18 protein-coding genes are annotated in these 25253 nt (G+C 66.9%); all 18 read right to left on the reverse strand.

Features of this window, described 5'->3' with window-relative positions; all coding sequences use genetic code 11:
* Positions 1–10: 10 nt before the first annotated feature.
* Positions 11–394 carry a DUF4150 domain-containing protein gene (locus EJP67_RS14900; RefSeq protein ID WP_126022479.1) on the reverse strand — a complete coding sequence of 128 codons (384 nt, stop codon included), beginning with the start codon at positions 392–394 and terminating at the stop codon, positions 11–13.
* A 44-nt stretch (positions 395–438) separates the two neighbouring features.
* A complete protein-coding gene (locus EJP67_RS14905) occupies positions 439–1137 on the reverse strand; it encodes a DUF3540 domain-containing protein (protein ID WP_206169500.1) in 699 nt (232 codons plus the stop codon).
* On the reverse strand, positions 1134–2222 hold the full coding sequence (locus EJP67_RS14910) for a pentapeptide repeat-containing protein (RefSeq protein ID WP_240650662.1): 1089 nt from the start codon (positions 2220–2222) through the stop codon (positions 1134–1136). Before EJP67_RS14910 ends, EJP67_RS14905 begins: the two co-directional genes overlap by 4 nt.
* The gene (locus EJP67_RS14915; protein ID WP_126022480.1) at positions 2219–4885 is read right to left on the reverse strand and encodes a DUF2169 family type VI secretion system accessory protein; all 2667 of its coding nucleotides are present in this window, start codon (positions 4883–4885) and stop codon (positions 2219–2221) included. The genes EJP67_RS14910 and EJP67_RS14915 overlap by 4 nt, the downstream gene beginning before the upstream one ends.
* On the reverse strand, positions 4885–5319 hold the full coding sequence (locus tag EJP67_RS14920; RefSeq protein WP_126022481.1) for a hypothetical protein: 435 nt from the start codon (positions 5317–5319) through the stop codon (positions 4885–4887). The genes EJP67_RS14915 and EJP67_RS14920 overlap by 1 nt, the downstream gene beginning before the upstream one ends.
* A gap of 49 nt (positions 5320–5368) precedes the next feature.
* On the reverse strand, positions 5369–7696 hold the full coding sequence (locus tag EJP67_RS14925; RefSeq protein WP_126022482.1) for a type VI secretion system Vgr family protein: 2328 nt from the start codon (positions 7694–7696) through the stop codon (positions 5369–5371).
* A 39-nt stretch (positions 7697–7735) separates the two neighbouring features.
* Positions 7736–10069 carry a type VI secretion system Vgr family protein gene (locus EJP67_RS14930; protein WP_126022483.1) on the reverse strand — a complete coding sequence of 778 codons (2334 nt, stop codon included), beginning with the start codon at positions 10067–10069 and terminating at the stop codon, positions 7736–7738.
* A gap of 78 nt (positions 10070–10147) precedes the next feature.
* A complete protein-coding gene (locus EJP67_RS14935; protein WP_126022484.1) occupies positions 10148–12490 on the reverse strand; it encodes a type VI secretion system Vgr family protein in 2343 nt (780 codons plus the stop codon).
* A gap of 23 nt (positions 12491–12513) precedes the next feature.
* Positions 12514–15273 (reverse strand): type VI secretion system ATPase TssH, encoded by a 2760-nt coding sequence (tssH, locus tag EJP67_RS14940; protein ID WP_126022485.1) that lies wholly within the window; start codon positions 15271–15273, stop codon positions 12514–12516.
* Positions 15274–15397: 124 nt separating this feature from the next.
* Positions 15398–16648 (reverse strand): type VI secretion system baseplate subunit TssG, encoded by a 1251-nt coding sequence (gene tssG / locus EJP67_RS14945; RefSeq protein ID WP_126022486.1) that lies wholly within the window; start codon positions 16646–16648, stop codon positions 15398–15400.
* Positions 16645–18516: a type VI secretion system baseplate subunit TssF gene (gene tssF / locus EJP67_RS14950; protein WP_126022487.1), complete on the reverse strand. Its 1872-nt coding sequence runs from the start codon at positions 18514–18516 to the stop codon at positions 16645–16647. The genes tssG and tssF overlap by 4 nt, the downstream gene beginning before the upstream one ends.
* A complete protein-coding gene (tssE, locus tag EJP67_RS14955; RefSeq protein WP_126022556.1) occupies positions 18516–19043 on the reverse strand; it encodes a type VI secretion system baseplate subunit TssE in 528 nt (175 codons plus the stop codon). Before tssE ends, tssF begins: the two co-directional genes overlap by 1 nt.
* Before the next feature lie 8 nt (positions 19044–19051).
* Positions 19052–19915, reverse strand: coding sequence for a type VI secretion system accessory protein TagJ (locus EJP67_RS14960; protein ID WP_126022488.1), 864 nt, complete (start codon positions 19913–19915; stop codon positions 19052–19054).
* Positions 19916–20049: 134 nt separating this feature from the next.
* Positions 20050–20532: an Hcp family type VI secretion system effector gene (locus tag EJP67_RS14965; RefSeq protein WP_126022489.1), complete on the reverse strand. Its 483-nt coding sequence runs from the start codon at positions 20530–20532 to the stop codon at positions 20050–20052.
* Positions 20533–20581: 49 nt separating this feature from the next.
* Positions 20582–22090, reverse strand: coding sequence for a type VI secretion system contractile sheath large subunit (gene tssC, locus EJP67_RS14970; protein ID WP_019658415.1), 1509 nt, complete (start codon positions 22088–22090; stop codon positions 20582–20584).
* A 30-nt stretch (positions 22091–22120) separates the two neighbouring features.
* Positions 22121–22699, reverse strand: coding sequence for a type VI secretion system contractile sheath small subunit (gene tssB / locus EJP67_RS14975; RefSeq protein WP_126022490.1), 579 nt, complete (start codon positions 22697–22699; stop codon positions 22121–22123).
* Between the two features lie 85 nt (positions 22700–22784).
* Complete coding sequence (gene tssA, locus EJP67_RS14980; RefSeq protein ID WP_126022491.1) at positions 22785–23885, reverse strand: type VI secretion system protein TssA; 1101 nt, start codon at positions 23883–23885, stop codon at positions 22785–22787.
* Between the two features lie 152 nt (positions 23886–24037).
* Positions 24038–25219 (reverse strand): fumarylacetoacetate hydrolase family protein, encoded by a 1182-nt coding sequence (locus EJP67_RS14985; protein WP_126022492.1) that lies wholly within the window; start codon positions 25217–25219, stop codon positions 24038–24040.
* Positions 25220–25253 lie beyond the last annotated feature (34 nt).

Raw genomic sequence — 25253 nt, forward strand, 5'->3', positions numbered from 1 at the left:
GCCTCTCGCCTCAGGCCGCCAGCACGAGGATCTTGGGCTGGCTCGGCACGATGCGCATGCCGAAGGCGTTGCCGCCGTTCTGGCGCGTGAGGCTGGTCACGCGTGTCTGCGGCGAACCCTTGATGCGCAGCGTGAACGCGCCGATGGTGTGCCGCGACTCCGACATCACGCGCGGCACCACGACGCCCAGGCCCACGCCGGCGTTGTCGCCGTTGGTCAGCGGGGTTGTGGTCGCGAGGTTGTGCGCGGGCGTGCACAGGTAGAGGATGTTCCAGGCCTTCGGAATGGCGGTGCATCCCAGCGCGAAGTTCGGCCACGGAATGGGAACCACGGGCGATTTGCAGACATCGGGAAATGCGATGTCGATGCCCATGAGCTGGCAGTTGGCAAACATGCGGATTCTCCTTTGCGGGTTCTTTGCGGCTTTCCGGAATGCGGTCAGCCCATGTGGATCTGCTTGGCATCTGCCTTGACGAGATCGCGCGCCGTGATCACGGTGTTCTTGCCGTGCAGCCGGGTCATCTCGCTGGCGCGGTAGTCGATCTGGCCGGCCTGCACCTGGTCGATGCCTTCGGTCATGCGGAAGGCGCTCTTGCTCAGCTGCACCAGGCGGTCCACCACGACCTCGTAGACACGCCCGATCACGCGCATGCTGAACACGGTCGCCCGTGCTTCCTCGCCGCTGTAGTCGAGCCGGCCGATGCGGCAGCGCGCCTCGTCCGCGTCGATCTCGAGCTGAGGCCCGCTCAATGTGGTGCCATGGCCTGCCCGCAGGCTCAGCTGCGTGGCGCTTTCCATGCTGACCGCCCCACGGGCCGAGGCGAGCATCAGGTCGCCATCGACTTCGACGCGCGCCACGCCGGGCTGGGCCTGCTCGGCCACCGCGGTGAGATAAAGGCGGCGTTCGTCGGGCCCGCTGACCAGCACCATGTCGCCGATCTCCGGACGCAGCAGGCAGCTGGCAGCGCGCAGGCAGCGCAGCACGCGGCCGTCGCTCTCGACGCCGTAGATGCCGCCCGGCAGCACCGAGGCGACCACGCCCAGCGCGTTGACCACCCCGCCCGCCGCAGCCGCAGGCGGCGTGCCCTCGACGGCCGCGGCGGGCCTGTGTGTTGTTCTCAGCGAAGCGACTGTCATGAGGAACCTCGTTTCGTCGTCGTCAATGGTTCGAAGCGGCGGCGCGCGGAAAACTCCTCGGCCGCGAAGAGTTCGGGCTCGTTCGCCAGCAGGCCGCCCCGGTCGGGAATGCGCGTGCCTTCGAGCAGCGCACGGTGCACCTTGGTGCGCATCAGCGTAGCACCGTGGAAGTCGGCGTCGTGCAGGTCCGCGTAGGAGAAATCCGCATACGTGAGCCGGGCCTGCGTGAAGCGGGCCTCGCCGCAGCGCGCGCGGTGGAAGATGCATTGCTCCAGGTCGGCCGAGGAGAAATCGGCCTTCTCCAGCTTTGCGTCGATCCAGATGCTCTGCGTGAAGACGCCGGCCGTGCAGGCCGCGCCCGCGAACTGCACGAACGGAAAGAGGCACTGCTGCGCCTGGACGCGCCGCAGGTTGGCGCCTTCCATCAGGGCACCTTTGAAGTTGCAGCGCGCGAGCGATGCGCCTTCGAAATCGCAGTGCCGAAGATCGGCGTCGGTGAACTGGCATGACTCGAAGCGCAGCCCGCGCAGCACCTGCCCCGACAGGTCGCACTCCGTGAAGATGGCCTTGTCGAAGTCGCAGCCGGCGAACACCGCGGTGCGCAGGTCGGCCTGGTAGAAGGTCGCCTTCGGCAGCGCAGTGCCCGTGAAATCGGTGCGCTCGAGCGTGCAGCCGTAGAAGATCAGCGATTCCGACACGGCACCGCGCAAGGACGCGCCATCGAGCGCGCAGTGATCGAAGCTGGCAACGCCGGCATCCACGCGCTGCATGCTCGCGCCCGACAGGTCGCAGCGATGGAAGGTCACGTCCCGGAGCACGGCATCGTCCAGCCCGGCGTCCGCCGCCTCGCAGGCATTGAAGACGCAGTCGGCCAAGTTGGCGGAGCCGAGGGCGGCGCCCTCGAACCGGCATTCGTCGAACACGCTCCCCTCCAGGTTGGCGCCCTCCAGCTCGACGCCGGTGAAGTCGCTGTGCGCGAACAATCCGCCGGAGAGGTCGAGCCCGCGCAGGTCGAGGCCCCGCAGCGACCGCTCCCTGATCTCCTGTCCGCCCTTGACCATGGCCTGCAATCGCGTGGGTGTCATGCGGTCTTCTCTTCGGGCTTGCGCCGTGGCACCGTCTTGACCTGCTCGGTGTAGGCCTCGTCGAAGCGGGTCGTGTCGTCGATCAGGCACTGCCCGAGGTCGGCCTGGAACAGGTTGGCCCGAAGGAAGTCGGCCGAAACCAGCACGGCCTTGTCGAGGTTCGCGGCAATGAGGTTGATGTCCACCAGCGAAGCCGCGGTGAGGTCGGTGCGAACGAACATGCAGTTCATGGCGTCCGCACGGTGCAGCACGGCGCCGCGCATCGATGCGTTCGAGAAGTCGCTGTTGTCCAGCTTCGCCTGCGTGAAGTCGGCTTCGTCGAGCCGCGCGTCGCGCAGGCTGCAGTCGACCAGCGAGGCATCGCGGAAACAGGCATGCCGCAGCACCGCCTCGCCCACGAAGCAGGTGCTGTCGATCCGCGCTGCCGAGAAGTCGATGCCGCCATCGCAGCGGGTGTCGGTCCAGTCGCAGGTCTCGAGCTGTGCGCCGATGAAGCTCAGCTCCTGTACCGCGCATTCGATCCACGATGCCTTGTACAGGCGCGCGCGGTCGAAGCGCACCACCCGCAGTTCGGTGCCGTCGTCGAAATCGACGGCCGAGAGCCTGGCATCCTCGAAGCTGCAGCCCTCGATGCGCGCCTGACTCAGCACCAGGTTGTCCATGGCCGCTTCCGCAAAATCGCAGCCGCTCGCATGGAGCTGGTCGAGCGTGGTTCCGTCGAAGCGGGACCGGCTGAAGTCGGCCGATTCGGCATGCACAAGCGCCATGTTGGCCTTGGCGAAGTTCGCGCCCTGCAGCGAAGTGCGCACGAACATGGCACGCACGAGCAGCGCCTGCGACATGTCGGCGTCGTCGAGGCAGCTGCCGGTGAAGTCCGCGCTTTCGAGCAGGGTCTCGTGCCAGCGCGTGCCGCGCAGGTCCATGCCGGAGAGATCGGCACCTGTCAGGTCCATGCCCGAAAAATCGCGCGAGCCTGCAAGGATGGAGGCGACCTGCTCGCGCACCCGTTGCGCCGCTTCCGAGGGCATGGGGTCGGCGGCATCCTGGTATTGGGCCGTGCGCCGGTAGTTCGCGAGCAGCTTCTCGTCCGCCCCCTCGATCATCCGCTTCATCTGCGCCCTGGCTTCGGCCGTCATCGGGGTCGCCCCGCCCGCATGGTTGTCGCTCGCCATTCGCTCGACGCGCGGCCACATGTCGAAGCGCGGCGGGCCCTTGGGCTTCGTCGAGGCGGCCTCGGCGACGAACGTGGATGTATCGAATCCGGCCTTGCGCGACTCGGGAGCATTGGCCTTTGCCGCACGGTCGATTTCCTCGCGGGCCTCGTCGAGCTTGCGGCGCTGGTCGGCGATCGACTGGCGCATCTTCGCGATGAAGGCGGGCAGCTCGCGCAGCGTCGGCAAGGCTGGGTCGGCGGGCACGGCCTTCTCGTATTCGGAAGTGTCCACGCCGGCCGCGCGGGCCTTCGCGTCCAGCTCGGCACTCAGTTGCTTCGCGCGTGCCTGCATGTTGCGCTTGAGCGGACTCGGCGGCGGCATCGCCGCGTCGAGATCCGGCCACGGGCCGATGATGCGCTCCGGCATCAGCTGCTCGTCGCGCATGAAATAGAGCGCGCGGTCTTCCGACTCGCAGCGCGTGACCAGCGTCTCCCGGTAGCCTTCGAGCGGAAGCGGCGCCTCGACGCCCTCCTCGAGCGCGACCATCGCATGGCTGATGTCGGCCGCGTCGTCCTCGGCGATCGGAGTCACGCCGTGAAAGATCAGGGCAACGCGTTCCAGGTGCGGAAAGAACCAGGCCGTGCTCAAGGCGAGCGGAAAGTCCTCCAGCGCCGCGCCGTCCAGCGGGCGCGGATGATGCGCGCCGCGGACCACGAAGCCGCGCACGCGCCAGTCGGGCAGGCGTCCCGACAGCACGGGATGCACCGGGTGCATGTTGACGATCTCGAACGCGGCGCCCTCGAGGCCGCCTTCCGCCGGGGTGAGCCACTGGTCTTCGGGCGCGACGTTGAAATAGCGCCAATCCATGTCGGAGGCATAGCCGGGAAACAGGTGCTGCTTCCAATGCTCGTCGTAGTTGCGCCCGAGGCGCGCCGCCCTCGAGGGACGGGTTTCGTCCAGGGCACCGAAGCCCGCGGGCGCGCGGACCTCGTCGGGCCGGTTCAGGCGCTGCGCAGGCAGCTCGATGTTCGGCAGGCGCCGCGTGCGAAGCCCGTTGACGACCTCGTCGTGCAGGCCGATGCCGACGGGGTTTTCCGCATGCCCGGGTCCGCCGAAGGCATGGCGCCAGTCGATGGGCATCGCATCGAAGGGCCGCGGCGCGGTGGCCCGGCCGTCGAGCCAGAACCGGTCGCCCGATACGTGCAGCGTCTTGCGCCGGCCCTGCAGCTGCACCGAGACTGCGCACTGGGTCTTGTCCTGCTGGTGGTGCGTGTAGGCGTTGCCCGTGACGAGGAATTCGGGTCCGGCCTTGGGCATGCCCGCATCGAAGGCGAAGTCGTTGCCGAGCTCCGCGGCGAGGGTCTTCCAGATCTCGGGCTCAGGCACCAGGCGCGCGTCGGCGGCGAGGCCGTCCGCCATGGCGATGGCCGTCATCGAAAGCCAGTGGCGCTGGTCCTTCGGAAAGGGGCGGGTGAGCATGCTGACGCGCAGCGGCTTGATGATCTTCATCAGTCGGTACTGGGTATCTCGAGTTGCGTGCGATCTCGGTCGATCGCCACCTGAGGCGGCTCGTCGTCGGAATGGACCACGTGGACCTTGCGCCCCGCAGTGAAGTTGGCGATCAGCTCGGTGTCGATGAAGGTGCGCACGCTGGCGTCGCGGCGCTGGCCGGCGGCGTCGCTGAACGTCAGCCGCAGCTCCGCGGCGGCCATGTCGGCCGCATGACGCCCGCGCATGATGAGGCGGTCGGGCGGGCGCGCGATGCCGAGGATCTCGGCCTCGGTGCGCCGCCCATGGGCGCGCAGCTGCTCCCACAGCTTCTCCTCGCCGCGAAAGCGCGCGCTGGTGACCACGCTGCCGCCGATGAGCAGCACGGCCAGCACGACGGCGGCCAGCGCCACGAGGTCCCCGACGCTCATGCCGAGGATGTCGGCCCACTGCATGCGAGCATCCTTTCGATCCGGGGCGTTGCGCAGCCGGGGTGCGAGCGCCTCATGTGTTGTTCTCCAGCCCGGTGCTGGTCGATTCGGTTCCGCCGGCGTTGGCGGTGACGACGCTCTTCTTCCTCTTCAGCGCCTTGAGCTTGGGCCTGTACTTGGCCTCCAGCCAGTTGACACCGGAGATGTTCACGAACAGGCTCTGGATCAGCCAGTTGATGCCCGAGAACTGCATCTTGTTGCCATACCGGTCGAAGCTCCAGGCATAGGCGAGCGCCTGGCGCTTGGTGCCCTCCATCAGCATGCGCTGCCACCAGTTGTCGGTGTCGCCCTTCATGATCTGGGTGGGCGTGTTGTAGACGCTCACGGTCGCGTTGAGCTTGAAGTTCGTCACGTTGATCTCGGACGTCGTGCTGTTGTAGGTGATGTCGGGAGCGGTAACCGTCTTGGGGCCGGTGACCACCGTGTTGTCGGGACCGAGCACCAGCTTGCCGTCGATGGCATTGATGATCTCCACGCGGCCCGCGCACGTGATGCGGATGTCGGCACCTGTCACGAGGCGCAGCACCGCGCCATTGACGGTGACGATCACGTCGCCGTTGACGGTCTCGTCGATGCCGCCGGTGACCGTGCGCCGCTCGCCGCCGCTGATGATCTCGGTGGCGCCGCCGGTGATGGTGCGCTTCTCGCCGTCCGATACGCTTTCGATCGCGCCGCCGGTCACGGTGCGCGTCTCTCCGCCATCGATGGTCTCCACCGCGCCCTGCGTGATGTGGCGCTCCTCGCCGGACTCGAAGGTGGAAGACTCGTGACCCTTGATCAGCGTGGTGCGCGTGCCGCCGGTGGTGTGGGTCTCGTCGGCCTCGACCTCGGTGTCGAGGTTGCGCTGCGCATGCAGCAGCACCTGCTCGGCGCCCATCCTGTCCTCGAACACGATGGCGTTGGCGTCCGCGGGTGTGCCGCCGGGGGTCGAGCGCGACACGATGCCGCTCTTGGTGGCTTCCGCTGGCAGGTCGAAGGGCGGCATGCAATCGGTGTTGTAGACACGCCCGATCACGATGGGCCGGTCCACGCGCCCGCCGATGAAGTCGACCACCACCTCCTGGCCCACGCGCGGCACGTGCACCGTGCCGAAGCCGTCCCCGGCCCAAGCCTGCGACACGCGCACCCAGGCAGAGCTGTCCTGGTTGGACTGCCCCTGGCGGTCCCAGCGGAACTGCAGCTTCACGCGGCCGTACTCGTCGGTCCAGATTTCCTGTCCGGCCGGGCCGACCACGGTGGCGGTCTGCGGCCCGGTGACCAGGGGCATCGGCGTGCCGCGCGGCGCACGGAAAGGCAGGGCCGCGGGCTGCGCCACGAATCCGAAGCTGTAGCGGCCCCGGCCCTCGTCGCTCGCATAGCCGGCCTCGCGAAGGTCGTACGCCACCGACACCAGCAGGTATTCGCGGTTGTCGGCATCGCGCGGCGCGCCGCGCATCGTGAAGCGCCAGCCGGGCGCCATGCCGCGCACGGTGGCATGGCCGTCGCTGCGCTCCGACAGCGCCTGCGCCTCCTCGAGCCGCACGCGCGCGTAGTGCTCGCCCTGGCCCGGCGCTGCGTAATCGCCCATCCACTCGTACATGTCGTGGCCATCCTGGCTCGCGCCGATCGGCAACTTCCGCACGCTGAACATGTCGGCCCTGGGCATGGTGAAGTTGAAGTCGCCCACCGCATAGCTGCCGGTGCGCAGCTCGGCGCTGGGCTGCCAGGCATCGACGACCTCGAGGTCGTCCCCGATCGGACGGTCGGCCGCGAAGAAGTCGATGCAGCCGTAGTCGGGCAACTCGTCATGGCCGGAGATGTCGTCGGCCATCACCAGCGTGTGCTGGTTCCTCTCGTGCTTGAAGTAGTAGTAGATGCCTTCGAGCTCCATCAACCGGCTGACGAACGCGAAGTCGGTCTCGTTGAACTGCGCGCAGTAGTCCCAGGCGCGGTAGTCGCCGCAGAGCCGGTTCTCGAACACGAAGCCGTAGACGTCCAGCACCTCTGCAATGATCTGCACCGCGCTCTTGCCCTGGAACACGCGGCTGTTGCTCGCCCGGGTGAGATACCAGAGCCACGGACGCACTGTCGCGCGGTAGATGGTGTGGCGAGTCCTTCCGCCCTCGCGCCCCACCACGGTGAAGCGTGCGACATGGCCGTGCAGGAAGCGCGGGGCGCCCGCGGTCCGTATCTCGAGCGCGAGCGGCTTGCCCAGCAGGGACTTCGCATCGATCGAGGCGTTGGCGCTCAGCAGTTCGACCTCGAACTCGAAGAGCTGCGACAGTCCCTCGCTGCCTCGCATCGAGCGAAACAGCAGCTGGTCGTCACCCAGCGGGGTATGGGCGCGGACGATTCTGTCCATGGCGGCTTTCCTTTCCTGCGGCTTCGGCGGATCGGCTCTTCACTTCCGGTTCGTGGCCTTGTTGAGGGTGAACTTGATGCCCGACGGCTGTGCGATCTTCAGCCCGAAGATGTGGCGCTCCTTCGTGAGGGTCTTCATCGCGATCGGCGCGTCGATGATGAACTGGAGGGACCAGTTCGCGAACACGACGTTGAGCATGGTGTTGGCCACCGAGAGCTGCACCTTCGCGCCATAGACGTCGGTCGCCCGCAGGAAGAGCCGGAAGCGCTTGTAGGTGATGCCGTTCCACAGCTTGTAGAGCCACGACTGGTCCGCCGCATTGCTGGTCTGGCTCGGCGTGTTGAACACCGACACGTTCGCATTCAACGTGTAGTTGGTGGTGTTGATGATGTAGTTGGTGGCGTTGTAGGTCATCGTCGGCGCGGACACGGTCTTGGTGCCGGTCACCGTCGTCAGGTGCGGCCCTATCACGAGCTTGCCGTCGAGGGCATTGATGATCTCCAGCCGCCCGCTGCCCGTGATGCGGATGTCGGCGCCCGTGACCAGCCGCACGGCCGTGCCGTTGACCACCAGCAGCACGTCGCCGTTGACGGTCTCGACGATGCCGTCGTTCACCGTGCGGGTCTCGCCGCCCGTGATGATCTCCGTCGCGCCGCCGGTGATGGTGCGCTTCTCGCCGTCGCTCACCGTCTCCGTCGCACCCCCCGTCACCGTGCGCTCCTCGCCGCCGTCGATGGTCTCCACCGCACCCGCGGTGATGTGCCGCTCCTCGCCCGACTCGTAGGTCGCCGACTCGTGGCCCTTGATCAGCGTGGTGCGCGTCGCGCCCGTGGTGTGCGTCTCGTCCGCCTCCACCTCGGTGTCCAGGTTGCGCTCGGCATGCAGCAGCACCTGCTCGGCGCCCATCGCGTCCTCGAACACCAGCGCATTCGCGTTCGCCGGCGAACCGCCCTTGCTCGAGCGCGTCACCACACCGCTCTTCGTCGCCTCGCCTGGCAGCGAGAACGGCGGCATCTGGTCGGCGTTGTACACGCGCCCCACGATCACCGGCCGGTCGACCCGCCCCCCGATGAAGTCCACCACCACCTCCTGGCCGATGCGCGGCGTGAACACGCCCCCGAAACGCTCCCCCGCCCAGATGTGCGACACCCGCACGAAGCGCGAGCTGTTCTCGTTGCGCTGCCCGTAGCGGTCCCAGTGGAACTGCACCTTCACTCGACCGTATTCGTCCGTCCAGATCTCTTCTCCCTCGGGCCCCACCACCGTTGCGGTCTGCGGCCCGCCGGTGCGTGGCAGCGGCGTCTGGCGTGGCGCGCGAAAGGGCTTGTCCGCCGGCTGCACGACGAAGTCGAAGTCGTAATTGCCCTGCTGCGCGCCGCTCGCATAGCCGCCTTCGCGCAGCGCGTACGACACGGCCACGACCAGGTAGTCCTGGTTGTCGTCGCCGCGCGGGGCGTTGCGCAGCGTGAACCTGCCGCCCGGCGCCATGCCGCGCACCGTGGAGCGGCCCGCGCTCCGCACTGCCAGCGATTGCGCCTCTTCCAGGCGCATGCGCGCATAGTGCTCGCCGTCGCCGGCGGACGGGTAGTCGCCGAGCCATTCGTACATCTCGTGGTCGGCGTTATCGTAGTCGCCAGGCTGGCTGCGCACGTTGATGAGGTCGCCCTTGGGCGTGGTGAAGTTGTAGTCGTCCACCACGTAGCGGCCGCTTCGCAGGTCCTCGGCGGGCTGCCACTCGCGGATCACTTCCATGTCTTCGGTGATGTCGCGGTCGGTGGCGAAATGGTCGATGCAGTCGTAATCGGGCAGCGGCTCGTGCGCGCTCAGGTCGTCGGCGAGCACCAGCGTGTGCCGGCCGTTCTCGTGCCTGAAGTAGTAGTAGATGCCCTCGAGCTCCATGAGCCGGCTCACGAAGGCGAAGTCGCTCTCGTTGTACTGCGCGCAGTACTCCCACTGGCGGTAGCTGCCGCACAGCTTGTTCTCGACCGGAAAGCCGTAGCCGCCGAGCACCTCCTCGAGGATCTCCACCACCGTCCTGTCCTGGAAGATCTTGCAGTCGCTCGAACGCGTGAGATACCACAGCCACGGCCGCACCGACGCCCGGTAGATGGTATGGCGCTCGGTGTCGCCCTCGCGGCCGATCGCGCAGAACTGCACCACATGGCCGTCCAGGAACCGCGGCTTCTGCCCGACGGTGAGGATCTCGAGCGTCAACGGTTTTCCCAGCATCGACCTGAGGTCGACCGTGGGATTCCGGCTCAGGAGATCCACCTCGAACTCGTACAGCTGCGACAACCCCTCGGTGCCCCGCATCGAGCGGAACAGCAGCTGATCGTCCCCCAGGGGGGTATGCGCGCGTACGACTCTGGCCATGAATGTCTCCTTGTCCTCTTTCTGCCCTGCCCTTGCGCCGGAAGCTGCCGGCGGATTCTTCTTAGAGCGCCCCGCGCTTCAGTTCGTGCGGACCCAGAATGCCCCGTAGGCCAGGCGCAGGGCGCCTTTCGACAGGTGCTTGCCCACGATCTTCAGGTCGGCGAACGCGATCTTCTTCTGCCAGATGTTCTCGTTGGAGTTGACCACCGCCATGTTGACGAAGAGCCCGTTGATCGAAGTGAAGGTCCCCACCGACAGCATCACCTTGACGGCGTAGAAGTCGTAGGCCTGCGCCGTGAACTGGGACTTCTTGACCCACGACGCGTGATAGTTGGTCTCTCGCCAGTGGAAGTGGTCATCCGTGTTCACCGTGTGGTCCGGCACGTTGTAGACGATCACGTTGGCGTTCAGCGTGTAGTTGCTCGTGTTGAGCGTGTAGTTGGTCGAGTTGTGCACGATCGTGGGGGCGTGCACGATCTTGGGCCCGGTGACCACCGTGGTATCGGGACCGAGCACGATCTTGGTGTCGACGGCATTGACGATCTCGATGCGCCCGCCGCCCACGATGCGGATGTCCGAACCGCTCACGAGCCGGATCGTGCTGCCGTTCACCGTCAGCTGCACGCTGCCGTTGACGGTCTCGACGATGCCGTCGTTCACCGTGCGGGTCTCGCCGCCCGTGATGATCTCCGTCGCGCCGCCGGTGATGGTGCGCTTCTCGCCGTCGCTCACCGTCTCCGTCGCACCCCCCGTCACCGTGCGCTCCTCGCCGCCGTCGATGGTCTCCACCGCACCCGCGGTGATGTGCCGCTCCTCGCCCGACTCGTAGGTCGCCGACTCGTGGCCCTTGATCAGCGTGGTGCGCGTCGCGCCCGTGGTGTGCGTCTCGTCCGCCTCCACCTCGGTGTCCAGGTTGCGCTCGGCATGCAGCAGCACCTGCTCGGCGCCCATCGCGTCCTCGAACACCAGCGCATTCGCGTTCGCCGGCGAACCGCCCTTGCTCGAGCGCGTCACCACACCGCTCTTCGTCGCCTCGCCTGGCAGCGAGAACGGCGGCATCTGGTCGGCGTTGTACACGCGCCCCACGATCACCGGCCGGTCGACCCGCCCCCCGATGAAGTCCACCACCACCTCCTGGCCGATGCGCGGCGTGAACACGCCCCCGAAACGCTCCCCCGCCCAGATGTGCGACACCCGCACGAAGCGCGAGCTGTTCTCGTTGCGCTGCCCGTAGCGGTCCCAGTGGAACTGCACCTTCACTCGACCGTATTCGTCCGTCCAGATCTCTTCTCCCTCGGGCCCCACCACCGTTGCGGTCTGCGGCCCGCCGGTGCGTGGCAGCGGCGTCTGGCGTGGCGCCCTGAACGGCAGCGTGGTGGGCTGCACCACGAAGTTGAAGTCGTACCCGCCCGATTCGGCGCCGGTTGCGTAGCCGCCTTCGCGCAAGGCATAGGACACGGCAACGATCAGGTGTTCCCGGTTGTCCTCACCGCGCGGCGAATTGCGCATCTTGAAGCTGTAGCCGGGGGCCATGCCGCGCACGGTGGCATGGCCGGCGCTGCGCTGCGCTAGGGCCTGCACTTCTTCAAGCCGCACTCGCGCGTAGTGCTCGCCGTCGCCGGGCGACGGATAGTCGCCCAGCCATTCGTAGATCTCGTGGTCGGCGTGATCGTGCTGCCTCGGCAGGGCCCGCACGTTCGACAGGTCGCCCTTGGGCGTGGTGAAGTTGAAGTCGTTCACGGTGTAGCTGCCCGAGCGGATCTCCTCGCTCGGCTGCCATTCGCGGATGACCTCCAGGTCCTCGTCGATGGCGCGGTCGGCCGCGAAGTAGTCGATGGTCTCGTACCCAGGCATCGGCTGGTGCGCGCTCAGGTCGTCGGCAAGCACCAGCGTGTGCTGGTTCCTGTCGTGCTTGAAGTAGTAGTAGATGCCCTCGAGTTCCATGAGCCGGCTCACGAAGGCGAAGTCGCTCTCGTTGTACTGCACACAGTACTCCCACTGCCGGTAGTTCTCGCAGAGCTTGTTCTCGTAGGCGAAGCCGTAATCGGAGAGCACCTCCTCGATGACTTCGACCACCGACTTGCCCTGGAAGATCTTGTTGTCGCTCGACCGCGTCAGGTACCAGAGCCACGGGCGCACGGTGGCGCGGTAGACCGTGTGACGCGAGGTGCCGCCTTCGCGCCCCACCGCGGCGAAGCGCACCACCTGGCCATTGAGAAAGCGCGGCGAACCGGCCACCGCCGTCTGGATCTCGAGCGCGAGCGGCTTGCCGAGCATCGCCTTCAGATCCAGCGACGCGCTCGGACTCAACAGGTCCACCTCGAACTCGAAAAGCTGCGACAAACCCTCCGTGCCCCGCATCGAGCGGAACAGCAGCTGGCTCTCGTCCAGTGGCGTGTGGGCTCGAACGACTCTGGCCATGGGGGTTGTCTCCTTCTATTTTTTTACGCTTCGGAAAATTCGTAGCGGAAGTCGTCGTCCGCGGCGCTGAGCTGCACGCCGCTCAGCTTGCGCGCGCTGACGGTGGCACCGATGACTTCCTCGCTCAGGCGAGGAAGGATGGTGTGCGTGAGGATCGCGTCGATCATCCGGCCGCCCGATTCGATGGCGGTGCAGCGGCGTGCGACGAGCTCGACGGCGCTGTCGTCGTAGGCCAGTGCGATGCCGTGGTTCGCCTGCAGGCGCGTCGCGATGCGATCGAGCTGGAGGCGGATGATGCGATGCAACGCCTCTGCGTGCAACGGGTAATAAGGCACTACAACGAGGCGGCCCAGCAGCGCGGGCGCGAACACCTTGAGCAGCGGCTCGCGCAGCGCGGCGGCCAGCGGCTCGGGGTCGGGGCGCAGGGTCGGGTCTTCGCACAGCTGCATGACCAGGTCGGTGCCGACGTTCGAGGTCATGATGATCACGGTGTTGCGGAAGTCGATGTGGCGGCCTTCGCCGTCTTCCATCCAGCCCTTGTCGAAGACCTGGAAGAAGATCTCGTGCACGTCGGTGTGCGCCTTCTCGATCTCGTCGAGCAGCACCACGCTGTAGGGCCTGCGGCGCACGGCTTCGGTGAGCACGCCGCCTTCGCCATAGCCCACGTAGCCGGGCGGCGCGCCCTTCAGCGTGGAGACGGTGTGCGACTCCTGGAACTCGCTCATGTTGATGGTGACGAGGTTCTGCTCGCCCCCGTACAGCGCTTCGGAGAGCGCCAGCGCCGTCTCGGTCTTGCCGACCCCCGAGGGGCCGCACAGCAGGAACACGCCGACGGGCTTGTTGGGGTTGTCCAGCCGCGCGCGCGCGGTGCGGATGCGGCGCGAGATGGTTTCCAGCGCGTCGGGCTGCGCGACCACGCGCGCCGAGAGGATCTCGCCGAGCCTGAGCACCGACTGCGCGTCGTCGCGCACCATGCGGCCGATGGGAATGCCGGTCCAGTCGGCCACCACGGTGGCGACGGCCTGCGCGTCGACGGCCGCGAGGATGAGCGGGGATTCGCCCTGCAGCTGCGAGAGCTTGTCCTGCGCCTCGTTGAGCTCGGCGCGAATCTCCTCGGGCGTGCGTTGGGGTTCGGCGGGAGGCGTGTCGGGGTCCGCATCGACATCGGCGGCGGCTTCTGCATCCCCGGGTTCTTCCGCTTCTTCTGCGTCCGGTGCGCCTGATTGGGCTTGCGGCACTGCCGCCGGCGAGAGCTGCTTGCGCAGCGCGACGATGCGCTCGACCAGCGCGCTTTCTTCCACGCGCCGCTTCTCCAGCACCTCGAGGTCGGCCTTCGCCTGCTCGACCTGCGCCGCGATGTCTTCCACGCGCTGGTGCTCGCCCACGCCGATGGCGGCCTCGCGCCCCGCGATGCCCGACTCGATGCCCAGTACCTCGATGCGGCGCTGCAGGTCTTCGATGGCGGCGGGCAGCGCATGCTGGCTCAGCGCCACGCGCGCGCATGCGGTATCGAGCAGGCTCACGGCCTTGTCGGGCAGCTGGCGCGCGGGAATGTAGCGGTGCGACAGGCTCACGGCCGCCTCGAGCGCGGCGTCGAGGATGAGCACGCCGTGATGCTTCTCCAGCTCCGCCGAGATGCCGCGCAGCATCAGAACCGCCTTGGGCTCGGTGGGCTCGTGCACCTGGATGGTCTGGAAGCGCCGCGTGAGCGCCGGATCTTTCTCAATGTACTTCTTGTATTCAGACCAGGTGGTCGCGCCGATGGTGCGCAGCCGGCCACGTGCAAGCGCGGGCTTGAGCAGGTTGGCCGCGTCGCCGGTGCCTGCCTGGCCGCCCGCGCCCACCAGCGTGTGCACCTCGTCGACGAAGAGCACGATGGGCTTCGGGCTCTTCTCGACTTCGTCGATCACCTGGCGCAGCCGCTGCTCGAACTCGCCCTTCACACCCGCGCCGGCCTGCAGCAGCGTGGGGTCGAGCACCCACAGCGACACGTCCTTCAGCGAGGGCGGCACGTCGCCCGCGGCGAGGCGCGAGGCCAGGCCTTCGACCACCGCCGTCTTGCCCACTCCGGCCTCACCGGTGAGCAGCGGGTTGTTCTGGCGGCGACGCATCAGGATGTCGATGATCTGGCGGATCTCGTCGTCGCGGCCATAGACCGGATCGAGCTCGCCCGCGCGTGCCTTGGCGGTAAGGTCGCTCGCGTACTTGGCGAGCGCGGAACCACCGGCTGCGGGGCCGTCGCCCTGGTGGTGCGCCGCGGCCGGCGCGCCGCCTGCTGTGCTGGCCGCAGCGGCATCGAAGTCGTCTTCGGGCGAGCCTTCGGTCCACGAGGCAAGTTGAGCCACCAGCACGTCGGGCACGATCTTGTCGAACTCGCGCGAGATGCCCGAGAGCACCTGCCGCAGCCCCGGCGTCTTGATGATGCCCGCGAGCAGGTAGGCGCCGCGGATCGAGGTGGCCTCGAAGCGCAGGCTCGCATAGACCCATGCGCGCTCCACGGCGTTGTCGACGTGCTCGGAGATGTCGCTGATCGACGTGGCGCCGTGCGGCAGCCGGTCGAGGGCGCGCACCAGGTCCTGCTCGACCGCGTCGAGGTTGAGCCCCGCGCGCCTGATGATGCGCAGCATGTCGCTGTCCTGCTGCTGCAGGATCTGGTGCAGCCAGTGCACCAGCTCGACGTAGGCGTTGCCGCGCAGCTTGGCGAAGGCGGTGGCGGTCTCCAATGCCTTGTAGAGCATCGGATTGAGCTTCGAGAACAGGGAGACGCGGCGGATGTCGGTCATGGATTAAAGCTAACCCCCAGTCTTCGCGCACTTCGCGTCGCTACGCCAACCCCCTTGCAGGGGGCAACTCCTGTGGCCCGGCAGAGCCGGTTCCACGGTGTTTCGCGAAAAGACCGTGATGTGGTCATGTCGTCGGCGTCTCGCGCGAAGTTGCGGAAGAGCGGGTAAGGAATGCATCGGTAGGAGCCGCCGATGCGGAACGGGAAAACAATGCTTCGGGCTGGAACAGCATGTCGCCGGCGTCGGTGTCGGACATGCGCGTGCCCAGCCAGCTGCCCCAGCCCAGCCGCTGGTTGCTGTTGAGCCGCATGCCGTGCGCGTCCTGCTTCTTGAGCACGAGCCGCAGCTCCCACGCGAACTCGATGCCGACGTACTGGCGCACCCAGTCGACCACCTGCTGCAGCCGCTTGCTGCCCGGCAGGAACTCGCGGTACTGCTCCTGCGAGAGCGGACCGAGTTCGAGGCGGAACTTGCTCTGCGCGTCGCGCACCGCGAGGCCGATGGTGGCGCCGCCTCCGAGCCGGTGGTTGCGCCCGAGCGTGCCGATGCGGCTGACCTGGCGCTCGTCGATCATCACCCAGTCGCTCACGAACTCGTCGATGCGCACCGGCACGTCGAAGTAGAGCCGCATGATCTGGATCAGCCCTTCGGGGTTGCGCGTCTGGCGAACGAGGTGGCCCGCCATGAAGGTGCGCGCATGGTCGGCGATGCGGTCGCGCTCCTTGAGGCCGGGCTGGCCCATGTTCATGAGGCTCGCGACGTAGTCGACGAAGCGGTGGCCATCGGTGCGGTCTAGGCTGTTGACCGACTGGGCGTCGGCCCAGGCCCGGTAGAACAGCAGGATGAGCCTGTGGTGGAACAGGTCGGCGAACGCGCTGATGGTGTTGTCGGCGTGGTGCCGCTTGCGCTCGCGCGCGTACTCCGTCAGGTGCAGCGGCAGCGGGCCGTTGGGGCCGAACAGGCCGAAGCCGTAGATCGATATGCGCGGCGGCCCGTCGCCGTCGGCCTCGACGCCCGAGACGTTCGATGGCGCGAAGGCCATCGAGGGCTCCTGCCCGAGGCGCAGCGGCTCGTCGAGCGGGCGTGGCGCGCGGCCCAGCAGCGGATGGTCGTCCTGCGCGTCCAGGCGGCGCAGCAGCATGAAAAGGTCGTGCTCAAAGGGCTGCTCGAGCAGCCTGGCCCAGAGCTCCGGGTCGGCCTGCGCGATGCCGCGCGCGGGGGGCAGGCCTGCTCCTTGCGCGGACGCTTGGAGGACCTCGTGATCGACGGCGATCTCTGCCGCGTCCGGCACCATGCCCTGCGCATGTCCGGCCGAAGCGGCTTCCTGCTGCTCCTGGTGCTGCTGCACCGCGTCGGTGAAGCCCGTTTCGCTCATACGGCGGGGCGGCGTCCCACGCGCGGGGTCCAGCGCGCGATTTCGCCGCGCTGCAGGCTGGCCAGCGCGAATTCGGTGAACGCGTTGAGCGATACGTGGCGGCTGAAGAACTGCTCCAGCACCGCGCCGAAGAGATACGGGCTCGCGCCCGAGAACGCGACCTCGTCGATCTTGAGCGCGATCTCCACGCCGCGCCCGAACACGATCGGGCCGGGCTCGGGCAGGCGGCGGAACACCGGCGCCAGCGCCATCGAGCGCACGCCCTGGATCTGGCGGCGCACCGAGGGGTCGGCGAGGTTGCCGTACAGGTCGAGCATCTCGCGCAGCGCGGCCGCGCCCTGCGTGGGGTCGACGTCTGTGAGGCTCAGGTAATTGAGGCCCAGGTGGCTGATGAGGCGCCAGGTGAGCGCGCCCTCGGCCAGCGCCGGGTAGGGCCGCGAAGGCCCGCGCAGGATGCGGATGGAGCGTACGGGCGCGGACACGCGCAGCGTGAAGTCCGATTCGAGCCCGGTCGGCAGCAGCAGCGGCAGGTCGCGGTTGGTGCACAGCGCGTCGAGCGTGATGTGGCGCAGGCTGTGCGGGAACGGCGCGTCGTGCTGGTCGACGAGCGACACATAGACCTCGCTGCCGGTGTAGCTGGTGCGCGTACCCTGCGCGCGCGCGCGGTCCGACACGAGGCGCGGTTCGCGGCGCAGCGAGAAGTAGGCGCCGAAGTCGCCATCGTCGGCTGCGAAGGAGCCGAGGAAGGGCCGGAATTCGCGCTCCTCCGAGCCGTTGGCCATGTGGCCGGTGACGCGCTCTACCGTGAAGATCTCGAAGTCGCGCGGACGGGTGCGGTCGATCACCGCATGGTGCTCGTGCTGGCCCGGCCCCACCGGAATGCGGTCGCTGCGGCGCGGCACGAGGTTGATGATGGGCGTGCAGAACAGCGAGAAATGCTTGGCGTCGACCAGGCGTTCGAGGTCGGCATCCGCGCGGTCGAGCAGGATCACGATTTCCATCGTCGTGCCGCCCATGGCCGCGACCGCCGCACGCAGCTTGTTCACGCTGAAGAACAGGTAGCGGTCTGGGAAGGCGAAGTACTCGTGCAGCAGGCGGTAGCCCTGGAACGAACGCGCGTCATAGGGCAGCAGCGCCTGGTCGGGCTCGAAGCCCTCGTGCCTGATGGCGTCGTCACCCAGCGGCACGATGCGCGCCGTGGTGCCGGGCCCGCTGCGGCACACCACGCCGACGCTGTGGTGCGTCGCGAGTTCGAGCATGCGCAGCGCATGCAGCTCCGCGCCCGAGAGGAAGAATTCGAGCCGGTCCAGCGGCATGTCGGCAAAGCGCGCGCCGCCCACTGCTTCGAGCTTGATGGTGATGGCGCTCTTCGCCTGCCGGGCGACCATGGGCATCGCATGCGCGATCTCCGCCGGCACCGGGCCGATGCCGGCCTCGGCGATGCGGATGGGCCACAGCGTGACGGCATGGCCGGTGCGGAACTCGCAGGCCGTCTGCTCGCCCTTGATCATTCGGCCGCGCAGGATGGTGTGGCGCGGCAGTTCGTAGCCGGCCTTCAGCGAGCCTTCGTTGAGGTTGCCGTCGATCTGCACCACCGCCATGGCAGGCAGCGGCGCGAGGAAGTTGGGGTAGACCACTTCGAGCAGCCGCTGCGAGAAGCGCGGGAACTCGGCGTCCATCTTGAGCTGGATGCGCGCGGTGAGGAAGCTGAAACCTTCGAGCAGCCGCTCCACGTACGGGTCGCTGACCTCGATGCCTCGCATGCCGAGGCGGCCCGCAATCTTCGGGTAGCGCTGCGCGAACTCGGCCCCGAGCTCGTGCATGTAGGTGAGCTCGCGGTTGTAGTAATCCAGCAGCCGGGCATCCATCAGAGGCCTCCGGTAGGCCGAAGGACCATGTGCCCGCTTTCGAGATCGAGTTCGGAACGCAGGATGAATTCGATGGGATACGGCACCGACCACAGGGTGCCGCGGATCTCCAGCGCGAGCAGGTTGTGGTGCTCGAGATCGGTCGCATCGGTCACGCAGCGCACGTCGATGCTGTCTTTCATGATGCGCGGCTCGAAGTCGATGATGGCCGCGCGGATGGCGGCCTCGACATCGGCGAAGTCGACTTCGGACATGCGCCCGCCGGCCCAGCCGCGAACGCCGAAGTTCAGCACCGAGCGGCGCGCGCGCGGCATGGTGTTGATGTTGTGCTCGGCGCCGAAGTTGGTGGTGTTGAGCAGCCACTGCAGGTCGCGCAGCACCGAGTCGCGCAGCAGCCTGCCGCTCATGAGGAAGGCCCCCGCGCGCTCCTGTCGGGTCTGCGGCGCCTTGTCGGTGAGGCGGTCGAGCAGCACCGGCTGCAGGCGGTCGCGCGCGACGCTTTCCTGCTGGTCGCCGTCGGTGTCCATCATTCCGCTCATCCGGCGCTGCCCTCGCGCGAGAACTCGATGAGGCGCAGGTCGAGCAGCGAATGGTCGCCGGCCTCGCTGATCAGCGTGCGCTGGCCCAGGCCTGCGTACTGCTCTTCGCCGGCCAGCGGCAGCCAGTCGGTGCGGCGGCCCAGCGCGGCCTCGTCGTCGAGGCCCTCGATCTGGCCCGGATAGCGCACCGGCACCAGGCCGTTGAGCGCGCGGCCGTCGTGCAGTTCGAATTCGGTGGGGGCCCACAGCAGGTCGACGAGGTGCTGCGGCCGGGAAAACTTGACGCGGCGCACTTCCGTCAGCGGCAGCCATGCGTAGCCCGAGGGCGTGAGCAACTCGAACACGGTACCGATGCGCACGTCGCCGTCGCAGAGCCATTCGAAATCGCTGTGCTGCACCGGCTCGCCATCAAGCGCCTGCACGGCACGCGAATCGGAACGGTCGACGCTGGTGAGCCTGCCATGCAGTGCGGGCGCGGCCTGCCGCGCGCTTTCGCGCAGGGCCGCGGCTTCCTCGGCACGATCCGCTGGCAGGGCTGCGGCGGCGATCAACTGCTCGACCCATTCGGCATTGCCGCCGACGATGGCCGGAGCACGTCCGCCCGACCAGAACTCGCTGCGGTGGCGTTCGCCCGAAAGCGCCATCGAGCAGGTGACGCTGGCGGGCGTGAAAGTGGGATCCAGCTTGGTGGCGAGCTTGAGCTGGTCTTCGGCCCGCTGCCACTCTCCACGCAATGCGAGAAAGTGGCACAAGGCAAGACGCAAGCCTGCATTCTGGGGATTGGAGCGGATCTGCCGCTGTACCCATTCGGTGTGCTCGGCCACTGAGCGCTCGCCCAGTACTGCAAACCCATCGCCCATGAAGCTTCCTCGCTGACTTGCTGGCACGCGGCGCGAACGTTGAGAAGGCCGCCGTGCGAAGGACGGCCGTGGAGGCCGTCGGGAAAAACGTCGCGGCCGGCCCGAAAGGCCGGCCGCGCATCGGGAAAAGGAGATCAGGACTCCTTGTTTTCCTTGATGTTCCAGGCCAGGACCGTCTCGGCGCCCTTGCCGCCCTTGTCGGTCTGTTCCCAGTACTGCTGCTTCACCTTGGCGGCCTGGAAGGCGTACTGCACGAACACGGCGTCCGAGCCCTGTTCGGCGGTGTACTGCACCGAGGTCACCAGCACTTCTTCGAGCGTGACGCGCGTGTACTCGATCTGCGAGCCGCCGGCCTTGCACACCGACACTTCCACCTTGCCCAGGTGCTTGCCGCTTGCGCAGTTCTTCATGACGGACGGTGCCGCCTTGTCGATGCGCGCCAGAACCTGCAGGTCGTTGAAGCTGGCCTTGCCAACGCCACCGCCACCGCCGCTGACCATGTTGCCAGGCTGCGTTGCTCCCCACGCAAACGACTTGATGTCCGTCCACTCCTTGTGGTTCGAGTCCTTCGATTCGCCGTTTGCGCCTTCAACGCGCATGAACATGTCTACTGCCATGATTTAAACCCCCAGAGTTATTTGCGCCCGATTCCGGGACGCCGTTGAATTAGCTGCTGTCCTTCTTGTTGGATGGCAGCTTCGAAACCAGCCGCAACGACACCGTCAGCCCTTCGAGCTGATAGTGCGGCCGGAGAAAAAACTTGGCGGCGTAGTAGCCGGGGTTGTCCTCGATGGCTTCCACCTGGACTTCCGCCGCCGCCAGCGGCTTCATTGCCTTCGTGTCCTGCGACGAGGTGCCGGGGCTGCCGTCGACGTAGTTCATGATCCAGTCGTTGAGCCAGCGCTCCATGTCCTCGCGCTCGCGGAACGAACCGATCTTGTCCCGCACGATGCACTTCAGGTAGTGCGCGAAGCGGCAGCAGGCGAACAGGTACGGCAGGCGTGCCGCGAGGTTCGCGTTGGCCGTGGCGTCGGCGTCGTAGTACTCGGCCGGCAGCTGCAGCGACTGCGCGCCGATGAAGGCCGCGAAGTCGGAGTTCTTGCGGTGCACCAGCGGCATGAAGCCGTTCTTGGCGAGCTCGGCCTCGCGCCGGTCGCTGATGGCGATCTCGGTCGGGCACTTCATGTCCACGCCACCGTCGTCGGTCGGGAAAGTGTGCGTGGGCAGGTTCTCGACAGCGCCGCCCGATTCCACGCCACGGATCGACGTGCACCAGCCGTACTGCTTGAACGAGCGGTTGATGTTCACGCCCATCGCATAGGCCGAGTTGGCCCAGGTGTAGCGGTTGTGGGCTGCGGAGTCGGTCTCTTCCTCGAACTCGAACTCGTCGACCGGGTTGGTGCGCGCACCATAAGGCAGGCGAGCCAGGAAGCGCGGCATGGCCAGGCCGATGTAGCGCGCGTCTTCCGAGTCGCGCAGCGAGCGCCATGCGGTGTGTTCGGTGTTCTGGAAGATCTTGGTCAGGTCGCGCGGGTTCGAAAGCTCCTGCCACGAATCCATCTGCATCACGGTGGGCGAAGCGCCGGCGATGAAGGGGCAGTGCGCGGCCGCGGCGATCTTGGCCATTTCGCCGAGCATCTCGACGTCGGGCGGGCTGTGGTCGAAGTGGAAGTCGCCGATCAGTGCGCCGAAGGGCTCGCCGCCGAACTGGCCGTACTCGGCTTCGTAGATCTTCTTGAAGAGCGGACTCTGGTCCCAGCCGATGCCCTTGTGGCGCTTGAGCGAGCGAGCGACTTCACGCTTGGATGCGCACATCACGCGGATCTTCAGCTGCTCGTCGGTCTCGGTGTTGTTCACCAGATAGTGCAGGCCGCGCCATGCGCCTTCGAGCTGCTGGAACTCCTCGTGGTGCAGGATCTGGTTGATCTGCTCCGAGAGCTTGCGGTCGATCTCGGTGATGATGGCCTGAACGGTGCGGTACGCATCGTTGGAGACCGTGACGGTGCTTTCCAGCGCCTGCACGGCCAGCGTCTTGACGGCGTTTTCCACCGCCTCGCGGGCCTGGTCGGTCTTGGGCTTGAACTCGCGCTGCAGCAGGTTCGAGAACTCGTTCGGCTCCAGCGTCTCGACGGAAGCCGGTGCGCGCGCGGTGGTCTGTTTGGGGGCGGTGCTCATGATGATGGCGGTCCTTGCTGCTGCTCGCGCTTATTCGGAAGACGTGCCGGGCGTGCCGGGCGTGCCGGCCTTTTCGTTCGCGGCTTCCACTGCCTTTGCAACGGCGGGGTTCGGGGCCGATGCCAGCGACTTCAGCAGTGCCGGGTTCTGCAGCGCCTGCGCGATCAGCTGTTCGGCGCCGTTCTTGCCGTCCATGTACGACAACAGGTTCGACAGTTCGGTGCGCGCCTCGAGCAGTTGCTGCAGCGCGCCGACCTGGCGGGCGATGCGCGCGGGCGAGAAGTCGTCCATGCTGTCGAAGGTGATGTCGACGTTCATCTGGCCGTCGCCGGTGAGCGTGTTGGGCACCTGGAAGGCAACGCGCGGCTTGATGGCCTTCATGCGCTCGTCGAAGTTGTCGATGTCCACCGCCATGAACTCTCGCTCGGCGAGGTCGGGCATCGGGTCGATCTGCTTGCCCGCGAGATCGGCGATCACGCCCATCACGAAGGGCAGCTGGATCTTGCGCTCGCTGCCGTAGATCTCGACGTCGTACTCGATCTGCACACGCGGCGCGCGGTTGCGCGCAATGAACTTCTGACCACTGTTTCTGACACGGTTGTCTGCCATAAGCTTCCTCTTGAATCTGTAATGCGTGTGGGTACGACCCCCGGCCGGCCTCTCGGCTCGCGGGGCCCGCGACGGCCTCCGCCTGTTACTCCGCGCTGCCCCCGTTCAACGGACGTCCTGCAAGGCTCTCTATCTTTTGCAATCCCTCTGGCACGAGCTCTTCGATGATCTGGAAGAAGTTGAGATCCAGCAGCCGCTGCGCCCTGCGTATGAGCATGGGCGCCGGATGGCTGGGCTCCGTGCGTTCCATGAACTGGCAAGCCTTCTCGAGCAGCACCTGCACATCTTCACGGCTCGATATTTCAATATCCTTAATAAATACCTGACGTAGGCCGGTACCGACATTTGCCGCAGTACCGCCAACAGCACCATTCGCCACGGTCCCGGCCGCACCGCCCTCTTGCGCAACGGCTCCGGCGTGGGTTTCGCCGGCCACTGCCTCCTCGACATGCGCCTGCTCCGGCAACAGTTGGGCAACGGTGCGCAACGAACGCTCGAGCCGCGAGAAATCGGGCGCCCAGCTCTGTCCCAGCGCGCGCTCGCAGGTCTCGCGAATTCGCTGCAGCAACTCCAGCGCCGCGCGCAATGCCACCACAGGTGGCGCCGCCTTTTCCTGCGCGCGCCGCACCGCGTCCTTCAACCGGCCGATACCGCCGGGGTAATCGATCTGATGATCGGTCTTGCTCGAATCGAGCAAGGCCTCGACCTGGCGCAGGCTCATCGACGCGCCTGCGCCTTCGTCGAGCAGCCGCGCATCGCGCACGCTGCGTCCCAGTCCTTCGGCTTCGGCCAATGCGGCCAGCGCATTCATGCGCGGCAGCGGGTCTTCGAAGCCGTCGTCGACGACGCGCGGATGCACGTCGTCCCAGAATCTCTGAAGCACGACGTCGACGAGTTGCAGACCTTCTACATACCCGGGCAAGCCTCGGCTCTCGGTCCAGGCCAGCGTGAGAGGCACCAGCACGCGCAGGTCTCGCGTACGCGAGCACAACTGCTTCGCGATGCGTTCCACACGGGCCCAATCGGGCGGCTCGGCGGGGATGATGGTCGAGCCGAACTGCTGTTCGCGCTTGCCCGCCGTCGCCTGGTGCAACGCCATGAAATCGGGGTCGTATTCCAGGTCTTCACCGCAAGGTAGCGGGCCCTCGACGGGCTCCTGCAATAGATCGATCTCGCTCTGCGCCAACCTCTACTCCCCTTGTTCAAACGTTTCTTAACAGCAGCAATCTTGAGGGGAACAAGTGATGCGGTCAACAGCAACAGATTGCAACACGACTCGTATGAATTACTAAGGAGTACACCCCTTTTTGAAACTCATACAGAACGCCTACATGCCAATCAGAGCAAACCGCGCGCAGCCAGATTGCGCATCAACGCACTGATACCAAAAGTCCACATCGGCGCCTTGTCAGAATGCATCACGCGATTCACCAGGGCACCGAGTTCCGGTGCGGCAATGCGCACGCGGTCTCCCACAACGTGCGTGAATCCTTGCCCAGGCCCGTGACGATCTTGTGTCGGCGCGAACATCGTTCCGAGAAACAACATGAAGCCGTCCGGATAAGCGTGATTGGCTCCTATCGTCTGCGCCACGAGGTCGAGCGGGTCGCGGCTGATCTTCGACAGCGAACTCGAGCCCTCCAGGGTGAAGCCTTCGGGCCCCGTCACTTCCAGCTCGACGGTGATGCGCCTCACGTCAGCAATACCGAAGTGTTCATCGAACAGGCGAATGAACGGGCCGATCGCACACGACGCGTTGTTGTCCTTCGCCTTGCCCAGCAGCAGCGCGCTTCGGCCTTCGAAGTCACGAAGGTTCACGTCGTTGCCCAGCGCCGCGCCCAATGTTTCGCCGCGGCTGTTCACCGCGAGCACGACCTCGGGCTCCGGGTTGTTCCATGCGGAGCCCGGATGAATGCCTACATCGGCGCCGGTACCGACGGCTGAAAGTACGGGCGCCTTGGTAAAGATCTCCGCGTCGGGCCCGATGCCGACCTCCAGATACTGCGACCAGGCGCCCTGCGCTATCAGCACTTCCTTGACCTTCATCGCCTCGGGCGAGCCGGGCACGATGTCCGCGAGGTTGTCGCCGAGCACGCTGCCGATGGCCGCTCGCGTGGCTTCCGCCTTCGATGCATCGCCGCGCGCCTGCTCCTCGATCACGCGCTCGAGCAGGCTCGCAACAAATGTGACGCCGCTCGCCTTGATGGCCTGCAGGTCGCAAGGGGCGAGCAGCCAGGGCCTGCCCGTGTCGCGCGCGGCCTCGTCGCTGTTGGCAAGGGCTTCGTCGAGCGCGGCGATGCGCGGCGCGCTCCTGAGTGCGGCGCGAACCGCTTCCGCAGGTGGTGTGTTGCCTTCGAGCAGATCGCTCATGGTGGGAGCGAGCTTCGACAGGTCGTGCAGGCCACCTTCGTGAACTGCGACCAGCACGGGGCCCACGCCCGGGTGCCAGAGGCGGCCGACGAGCGTGGCGCGTCCGGCGTCGCGGGGCAGGCTGGAAGAAGTGGAAAGATCGAGCGGCATGGCGTGGTGTCTCCGTGATGAATGTGGCTGCTAC

Origin of the sequence: Variovorax guangxiensis (assembly GCF_003952165.1) — a bacterium.
In the GTDB taxonomy this organism is placed as follows: domain Bacteria; phylum Pseudomonadota; class Gammaproteobacteria; order Burkholderiales; family Burkholderiaceae_C; genus Variovorax; species Variovorax guangxiensis.

Bases quoted from the DNA above. Each gene is read 5' to 3' on its own strand.
- tssC (WP_019658415.1), bottom strand. From the start codon at position 22,090: ATGAGCACCGCCCCCAAACAGACCACCGCGCGCGCACCGGCTTCCGTC.
- EJP67_RS14915 (WP_126022480.1), bottom strand. From the start codon at position 4,885: ATGAAGATCATCAAGCCGCTGCGCGTCAGCATGCTCACCCGCCCCTTT.
- tssH (WP_126022485.1), bottom strand. From the start codon at position 15,273: ATGACCGACATCCGCCGCGTCTCCCTGTTCTCGAAGCTCAATCCGATG.
- EJP67_RS14930 (WP_126022483.1), bottom strand. From the start codon at position 10,069: ATGGCCAGAGTCGTACGCGCGCATACCCCCCTGGGGGACGATCAGCTG.
- EJP67_RS14960 (WP_126022488.1), bottom strand. From the start codon at position 19,915: ATGGGCGATGGGTTTGCAGTACTGGGCGAGCGCTCAGTGGCCGAGCAC.
- tssB (WP_126022490.1), bottom strand. From the start codon at position 22,699: ATGGCAGACAACCGTGTCAGAAACAGTGGTCAGAAGTTCATTGCGCGC.
- tssG (WP_126022486.1), bottom strand. From the start codon at position 16,648: ATGAGCGAAACGGGCTTCACCGACGCGGTGCAGCAGCACCAGGAGCAG.
- tssE (WP_126022556.1), bottom strand. From the start codon at position 19,043: ATGGACACCGACGGCGACCAGCAGGAAAGCGTCGCGCGCGACCGCCTG.
- EJP67_RS14985 (WP_126022492.1), bottom strand. From the start codon at position 25,219: ATGCCGCTCGATCTTTCCACTTCTTCCAGCCTGCCCCGCGACGCCGGA.
- EJP67_RS14900 (WP_126022479.1), bottom strand. From the start codon at position 394: ATGTTTGCCAACTGCCAGCTCATGGGCATCGACATCGCATTTCCCGAT.
- EJP67_RS14925 (WP_126022482.1), bottom strand. From the start codon at position 7,696: ATGGACAGAATCGTCCGCGCCCATACCCCGCTGGGTGACGACCAGCTG.
- tssF (WP_126022487.1), bottom strand. From the start codon at position 18,516: ATGGATGCCCGGCTGCTGGATTACTACAACCGCGAGCTCACCTACATG.
- EJP67_RS14965 (WP_126022489.1), bottom strand. From the start codon at position 20,532: ATGGCAGTAGACATGTTCATGCGCGTTGAAGGCGCAAACGGCGAATCG.
- EJP67_RS14920 (WP_126022481.1), bottom strand. From the start codon at position 5,319: ATGCAGTGGGCCGACATCCTCGGCATGAGCGTCGGGGACCTCGTGGCG.
- EJP67_RS14935 (WP_126022484.1), bottom strand. From the start codon at position 12,490: ATGGCCAGAGTCGTTCGAGCCCACACGCCACTGGACGAGAGCCAGCTG.
- EJP67_RS14910 (WP_240650662.1), bottom strand. From the start codon at position 2,222: ATGACACCCACGCGATTGCAGGCCATGGTCAAGGGCGGACAGGAGATC.
- EJP67_RS14905 (WP_206169500.1), bottom strand. From the start codon at position 1,137: ATGACAGTCGCTTCGCTGAGAACAACACACAGGCCCGCCGCGGCCGTC.